Below are 6,840 nucleotides of genomic sequence, written 5' to 3' on the forward strand. Positions count from 1 at the left end.
GGCCCCGCACCGGGCCGCCATAGTCATGTGGCCGGCCGGTCCGGTAATCCGGTAAGATCCATCAAAGAGCGATCGTCCGTTAACTTTTCCGATGACAACCGGCTGGCGGTTGATTGCAAATCACCGCGGGGGAAGCCAAATCGCTGCACTGCGAGAGGGTTAGGCCGGCGGGACACACCCAAGCTTTTTCGGGTTCCGCGCAGGTGCAATCCCCCGTCGGAGGTGTCATAAATTCTGCATACGGGTCAATTGGTCGGGTTTGAAAGCAAGTTGCGCTGAGCGCCTCCAGTTCTCGTTTGGTTCAAGTCTGTCCCGAGTCTCTCCCAAGTCTGTCCCAGCGAGGGCGTCTTTGTCATTGCCTCCCATGTCGTCGTCGGTTCCGGTCGGTCTCTTGATCGGATGGATGCTGCTTCTGACGGTCAAGCACGTCATCGCCGATTTCGTCCTGCAGACCTCCTGGATGGCCCATGGCAAGGATCAGAAGACCGGCTGGGGGGTGCCGCTCCTGGTGCACTGCCTGATACATCTTGCGGTTGCGATGACGTTCATCCTGATCGTGGCGCCCCGCTTCTGGTTCGTCGCGGTGATCGATTTCCTGATCCACGTCACGATCGACCGCGCCAAAGGGATCTGCTCCTCGACCTTCGGCATGACCACCGAGCATCCGTGGTTCTGGACCCTGATCGGCGTCGACCAGGCGCTGCATCATCTCACCGGCTTCGCGCTCTCGATCTTCATGGCCGCGAACGGCTGATCGCAGCGCAATTCCCCGTTCCGATTCGGATGGCCTGATCAAGGCCCCCGGGACACTACCGCCGTCGGTGGTTAACCCATCGTTAGAGATTTGCGCTGCATCTTCCGCATCAAGGGAGAACATCAATGTTTTCAAGCAGCGACGCCTACGACAACGAGTTCTGTCCAGTTCGCGATGAGTTGCTCGGCGAGATGTACCGCGCGAGCGAGAGCGGTCTGTCCCAGTTGGTGGAGAGCGTCTCCTGCGACGTGCGAGCGCGACTGGCGCTGTTCTGCTACCGCAAGAGCCATCTGTATTCGCTGGCGGTTTCGATCGCGGCGAGCTGCAGCGAACGCGACCTGATCCAGCTGGGCGGCCGGGTCGGCTCGACGCTGTACGCGCTGTCGCGCCAAGCGCCCTCGGCCCGGATCGTGGCTTCGTCGAGCTATAGCGGCCGTAAGCCGATCACGCTCTCGACCAAGCCGCTCGCGACCTTCAAGCCGATCGAGGATGAACTGGACGACGAGACTGCCGAGGCCGTGACGGCCTGATCTCCCCATGTGTCGCCCCCGCGAAGGCGGCGCGAAGGTGGGGGCTCATAACCACAGACCTCCGTCGCTACATGAGGCGTCTGCCATCCTGCCTTATCGATAGATCGCCCGGTCGGTCCCGGCTCGCGCTTCGCTTGGCCGGGACGACAGCCTGAACTAAATCAGCACCGGCAGCCCGTGCTTCTTCCGCGCCATCGTGCATTCGGCGTCGCCGGGCAGGCAGGTTCGGCACACCTCCGGCCTGATCGCATAGATCGTGCACGCGGTGGCAATTCCGACCTCGCCATGCAAAGCCGCGCAACGGTCGCCGTCGCAGCGCATGCCTGACGATCTGTCATTGACGAGCTCGGGTGGAATCAGCTCGAGCGCCGCGTCGCTCTCGACCGAGAAGCGCGGCCAGTTCGCCGACGTGGCGCAGCATGCGCCGCAGCTCTGACATGGGCTCTCCTGGCTGGGGGTTTCAGCGTTCGGGTTGTCGGTGGTCGGATCGGACATGCGTCTTCCTACACGTCTTTGGGCTGTTCCCAAACCAGGCTGCGCCGCCATTTCGCCCGCAGCGCTTCGCGCCGCTCCGGATATTTCTCGTCGAGATAGTCCGCCTCGACCACCCGATCGGTGCGGAAGCTGCGAAAATCCCGGCGCAGTTCGCACCATGCGGCGAGAATCCGCACCGCTGCGTGATAGCCGATCGCAATCGGCCATATCGTGCGTTCGCTGTCCTGGCCGCGTTCGTCGCGGTAGCGCAGCGTGATCTTCTTGCCTTCGTGAATCTGCGAACGCGTCCGCGCCATGTCGATACGGTCAGGCTCCCTGCGCCAGTCCGGCCGCGCTCGGCTCGCGGGTTCGAGCACGAAAGGCCGCAACCGCTCCGGCACGGTATCGGCGATCTTGGCCATCAGGTCCTGGGCTGCGCGCGCCAGCACCGGATCGGCGTTGCCGATCACCCATTGCGCGCCGAGCACCGCCGCCTCGATCTCGTCGGGGGTGAGCATCAAGGGCGGCAGGTCGAATCCCTTTTCCAGGACGTAGCCCATGCCGGCCTCGCCGCGGATCGGCACGCGCTGGCCGATCAAGGTCGCGATGTCGCGATAGATCGTGCGCTTCGAGGTTTCCAGCTCCGCGGCGATCGCATCGGCGGTCAAGGGATTGCGGGTGCGCCGGAGCACCTGAATGATCTGAAACAGCCGGTCGGCGCGTCTCATGAAAAGTCTCTTTGTCGGTGCGTTTTGTCAGGACGTTTCTAGCGCCCTTGCCGATGCTGACAGCATGTTGGCAGCAGGTGCTTTCTATAAGGGGACAACACTCAGCTTCAGGGGAATTTGTCCATGATCATCCTGTCCGGTCTCGACCTGTGGTCGATGATAGCACCAATGCTGACACCATGGTGGCAGCAGGGGGTGGCTAGCCTGCGCGCGCTGTTGAAGAGATCGGGAGCGTCCAGATGATTACCCTCTATGGCTTTGGCGCGGGGTTCGGCTTGCCTGAAATCAGTCCGTTCGTCGCCAAGACCGAGGTCCAGTTGAAGATGGCAGGGCTTGCCTACCGCAAGCAGAAGGCGATGCCACCGGCATCGCCCAAGGGGCAACTGCCCTTTATCGACGATGAGGGCCAGAGCATCGCCGATTCCACCTTCATCCGCGCTCATTTCGAGGCCAAATACGGCTTCGACTTTGATGCCGGGCTCGACCGGCGGCAGCGTGCGCAGGCCTGGGCGTTCGAGCGCATGATCGAGCATCACGTCTACTGGGCGATGATCGGGGCGCGGTGGGTCGATCCGGACAATTTCGCCAGGGGACCGGCGCATTTCTTCGACGGCGCGCCGGACGACCGTCGCGAGAAGCTGCGCGAGGACGCGCAGTTCCGTGTCGCCGAGAACTATCTGTTGAGCGGGCTTGGCCGTCACGCGCCCGACGATGATGTGGAACTGGCGGCCCGCTCGCTGTTTGCGCTGTCGGTACAACTGGCCGACCAGCCCTACCTGATGGGCGAAAAGCCCTGCGGCACCGACGCCACCGCATTCGGCGCGCTGGCCGGAATCTTAACGCCATTCTTCGATTCCAAACTGCGCGCGCGGGCGGAGCAGTTTTCGAATCTGACCGCCTATGTCGACCGCATGATGCAGCACTACTATCCGGAGTTCGCGTGGACCCCGCTGCAACAGGCCGCGTGAATTTCGCTCCGCCATTCCGGGGCGACACGAACTGTCGAACCCGGAATCCCTGGGTTCCGGGTTCGCGCTATGCGCGGTCTGGCATCACTATTGGCAACAGCAGGCGCTGGACTGAGTTTTGCTTAGACCGCTGAGGCGGCCTGCTTCTTCAGCTTCGCCAGCTCTGCCTCCAGTTCCGTGATCCTGGCGTCGCGTGCCGCGATTGCGGCCGCGACATCGGCCGCATCGAATTTCTGCGGAATGTGCTGCGGGCAGTTGGTGTCCCACGCCGCGATCGTGAAAACGATCGCCTGCTCCGGCCGCGCCTTGTAACCCCTGGGCATCAGCGATTGCGTCAGCGCCGGATCATCCTCGACGACCCGCGCCTCGCCCCAGAGCTTCACCCGGCGGCGATGTGCATAGTCCATCACAAAAATGTATGCCTTGGGGTTTTCCGAGAGGTTGCCCTGGGTGACGTACTGCCTGTTGCCGCTATAGTCGGCGAACGCGCTGGTGTGCTTGTCCAGAATCTTGATGAAACCCTTCGGTCCGCCGCGGTGCTGAATATAGGGCTGGCTGTCGGCCGTTGCGGTCGCCAGATAGAAGCTGTCGGTCTGGGCCAGAAAGCCCGCGAGCCGGTCGTCGATCTCGGTGCGCCATCCGCCATTCTCCTCGACATGGGCATAGGCCTCGCGCGAGCCCTTGCGTGTCTGGATCGCCTTCACCGCCGGGGTGAACGCGACGTCACTGGAATTGGCTCGGCTCGCATCAATTGGGTTGGAATGGACCTGGGTCTCGATCATCAGAATCCCCTCCGCTTCCGTTGTTCGACAAACGAAATGGATGCTCTCTGGAGTTTAAACAATCTGGCAGATTGACACTTTATCATTGCGCATTATGCAATAATCCAATGGATCGGCTCGACGCCATGCAGGCCTTTGTCGTGGTCGCGGACCTCGGAGGGTTCGCGCCCGCGGCGCGCAAGTTGAATGTGTCGCCCTCGGCGGTCACCCGGCTGGTCGCGGCGCTGGAACAGCGTCTCGGCGCCCGGCTATTGCAGCGTACCACGCGGCAGGTCGCGCTGACCGATGCCGGGGCGCGCTATCTGGAGCGCGCCCGCCGCATCCTCGCCGATGTCGAGGAAGCCGAACGCGCTGCGGAAAGCGAACGTACCCGCCCGAGCGGGCGGCTCGTGATCTCGGCGCCGGTCGGCTTCGGTCGGCTGCATGTCAGTCCGGTGATGTCGGCCTATCTGAAACGCTATCCCGACGTCTCCGGCGAATTGCGGCTGGAGGACCGCATCGTCAATCTGGTCGAGGACGGCGTCGATCTCGCGGTTCGGATCGGCGAGCTCGCCGATTCCACGCTGGTGGCGCGCCAGGTCGGCGAGATGCGGCGCGTCGTGGTGGCATCGCTCGCTTATCTGAAGGCGCGCGGCGAGCCGAAGCAGCCGGCCGACGTCGCTTCCCACGACACCATCCAGTTCGGTGCCGCGGCGGGGTCATCGGACTGGCGCTTTGCCGGGAAGGCAGGCGAACTGCGCGTGAACACGATGCCGCGCCTCGTCACCAACAGCGCCGATGCCGCGATCCAGTATGCCGAGGCGGGGGGCGGGCTGACCCGGGTGCTGGCCTATCAGGCGGCCGACGCCATCAGGCGCGGCCGGCTCAGAATCGTGCTGCAGCAGTTCGAATTGCCGCCGCTGCCGGTCCACATCGTCTATCCGACCTCGCGGCTATTGTCGGCCAAGGTGCGCAGCTTCGTCGATCTCGTGGTCGAGAGCAGCGACTGGCATTTTGGTAAATGATGCCGCCGCAGTCTCCGTCATGGCCGGGCACAGCCGTCCGCAGGACGGCGTCGCGTCTGCTCGCCCATGCCCGGCCATCCACGTCTTTGTCGCCGATTGAAGAAGCGGTGGAGGCCCGGCACAAGGCCGGGCATGACGATGGGTGGGAGCTATTACTTCTTCGGCACCACCCGAAACGTCCCGTTTCCGCGGGCAATCACGGCGTCATCAGCCTTGATCAGGCACTGAGCGAAGCAGATCGTGCTGCCGGTCCTGATCACGTCGCTTTCCACCGCGAGCCATTGTCCGATTGCCGCCGAGCCTGCGAAATCGACCGCGAGCGAGATCGTCACCAGCGACGAGGCCCAGCCCATCGCCTGTGCGCAGCTATAGCCCATCGCGTTGTCGGCGAGCGATGCAATCAATCCGCCATGGATCAGCCCGCGTGCATTGGTGTGTGGTCGGGCCAGCCGCAGACCCATGATCACGGCCTTTTCCGTCTTCTTCGAATACAGCGGCTCCCAGGGATCGGTGAACGGGCTATTGCGGAAGTGCGGCTCGAAGCCATCGGGAATGTCGGTGCTGGTCATGCGCGGCTCACGGGTTGCTGGTGCTGTCGTGATTAAACGCGATGCGCGCGTCGAATTCATTGCCTACAAAGTTTTAAACGGGATTCGCGGCAGCGTTTGAAACGCCAGCACTCCGTCGTCACGTGCGAAGGCGGGTAAGCCGGTAGCCCGGTCGCGTAGAGTGGGCAAGGGCGCTCTTGCGCCGTGCCCACCATGCGATTCTGTTCCAGACACTCACGCCGGCAATTCGTAACCAACCGCCGATTCGACCTCGATCGTCCGTTGCACCGCCGGCCGTTCCGCCATCCGCGCGTAATGTGCGTCAAGATTTGGGAAGGTGCCCGCCGCCGGCTTCAGCGAATTGAACAGCCGCCAGTACAGCCGGAACAGATGGATATCCGCGATCGAGTAGCGCGCGCCGAGCGTCCAGCCTTGGCCGAGCCGTCGATCAGCAATGCCCTTGGCGTAATCCAGCCCGCGCCGTCGTGCAGGATGCAGGGTCGAGGCGATGAACGACATCCAGGAGAGCGCATGCGCTTCGGCTTCGGCATCGTCGCACGGCAACAATCCGGCCTCAGGAAAGCGCCGGGCGAGATAAAACAGGATCGCTGCCACTTCCGTGAGCGGTCGCTCGTCGATCAGAAGCGTCGGCACTTTGCCCTCCGGATTGAGCCTGAGATAGTCGGGCGCGCGCATGTCATTGCTCTTGAACGACATCGGCCTGCCCTCAAAAGCCACGCCGATCTCGTGCAAGGCGATGTGCACGGCCATGGAGCTTGCGCCGGGCGCGAAATAAAGTGTGAGCATCTTCTCCGCTCCTTCCACCCCATTGCGACGAGCGAAGCGACGAAGCAATCCATTCTTTCCTTTTACGGCCGGATGGGTTGCTTCGCTCCGCTCGCAATGAAGGTCCTAGAACGGTAACCCCACATAATTCTCCGCAAGCGACGTCATCGCCGCCTTGGAATGGACCACGTAGTCCAGCTCCGCGAGCTGGATGCGCGCGCCGATGGTGCCGTTTTCCGGGAATTTGTGCAGCATCGACGTCATCC

Annotated in this window: 9 protein-coding genes and 1 pseudogene; 4 read left to right on the top strand and 6 right to left on the bottom strand. The window is 63.0% G+C overall.

Features of this window, described 5'->3' with window-relative positions; genetic code table 11:
• Positions 1-403 precede the first annotated feature (403 nt).
• Both WCB02_RS30840 and WCB02_RS30845 read left to right on the top strand, forming a co-directional pair.
• Positions 404-754, top strand: a complete 351-nt coding sequence (locus tag WCB02_RS30840; RefSeq protein WP_423964044.1) for a DUF3307 domain-containing protein — start codon at positions 404-406, stop codon at positions 752-754.
• A gap of 125 nt (positions 755-879) precedes the next feature.
• Positions 880-1,284 (top strand): hypothetical protein, encoded by a 405-nt coding sequence (locus tag WCB02_RS30845; RefSeq protein WP_423964025.1) that lies wholly within the window; start codon positions 880-882, stop codon positions 1,282-1,284.
• Between the two features lie 156 nt (positions 1,285-1,440).
• Here WCB02_RS30845 and WCB02_RS30850 read toward each other — a convergent pair whose 3' ends face one another.
• Together WCB02_RS30850 and WCB02_RS30855 are read right to left on the bottom strand one after the other, a co-directional pair.
• A complete protein-coding gene (locus WCB02_RS30850) occupies positions 1,441-1,779 on the bottom strand; it encodes a YkgJ family cysteine cluster protein (RefSeq protein ID WP_423964028.1) in 339 nt (112 codons plus the stop codon).
• A gap of 8 nt (positions 1,780-1,787) precedes the next feature.
• Entirely contained in the window at positions 1,788-2,486 is a 699-nt protein-coding gene (locus WCB02_RS30855) for a helix-turn-helix transcriptional regulator (RefSeq protein ID WP_423964030.1), read from the bottom strand.
• A 239-nt stretch (positions 2,487-2,725) separates the two neighbouring features.
• Here WCB02_RS30855 and WCB02_RS30860 point away from each other — a divergent pair, with 239 nt between their 5' ends.
• Positions 2,726-3,454 carry a glutathione S-transferase family protein gene (locus WCB02_RS30860; protein WP_423964032.1) on the top strand — a complete coding sequence of 243 codons (729 nt, stop codon included), beginning with the start codon at positions 2,726-2,728 and terminating at the stop codon, positions 3,452-3,454.
• Between the two features lie 122 nt (positions 3,455-3,576).
• Here WCB02_RS30860 and WCB02_RS30865 read toward each other — a convergent pair whose 3' ends face one another.
• On the bottom strand, positions 3,577-4,236 hold the full coding sequence (locus WCB02_RS30865; protein ID WP_423964034.1) for a pyridoxamine 5'-phosphate oxidase family protein: 660 nt from the start codon (positions 4,234-4,236) through the stop codon (positions 3,577-3,579).
• A gap of 107 nt (positions 4,237-4,343) precedes the next feature.
• Here WCB02_RS30865 and WCB02_RS30870 point away from each other — a divergent pair, with 107 nt between their 5' ends.
• Positions 4,344-5,240, top strand: a complete 897-nt coding sequence (locus WCB02_RS30870; RefSeq protein WP_423964036.1) for a LysR family transcriptional regulator — start codon at positions 4,344-4,346, stop codon at positions 5,238-5,240.
• A 152-nt stretch (positions 5,241-5,392) separates the two neighbouring features.
• On the opposite strand, the gene WCB02_RS30875 is transcribed toward WCB02_RS30870, so the two are convergent.
• The 3 genes and pseudogenes from WCB02_RS30875 to WCB02_RS30885 form a co-directional block, all read right to left on the bottom strand.
• Positions 5,393-5,809, bottom strand: coding sequence for a PaaI family thioesterase (locus tag WCB02_RS30875; RefSeq protein ID WP_423964039.1), 417 nt, complete (start codon positions 5,807-5,809; stop codon positions 5,393-5,395).
• 213 nt (positions 5,810-6,022) lie between these two features.
• Complete coding sequence (locus WCB02_RS30880; protein WP_423964042.1) at positions 6,023-6,595, bottom strand: glutathione S-transferase family protein; 573 nt, start codon at positions 6,593-6,595, stop codon at positions 6,023-6,025.
• A 105-nt stretch (positions 6,596-6,700) separates the two neighbouring features.
• Positions 6,701-6,840 (bottom strand): annotated as a pseudogene (locus WCB02_RS30885) (4-hydroxybenzoate 3-monooxygenase); the annotation flags it as partial.

Source organism: Bradyrhizobium sp. (assembly GCF_049581145.1).
Lineage (GTDB): Bacteria > Pseudomonadota > Alphaproteobacteria > Rhizobiales > Xanthobacteraceae > Bradyrhizobium.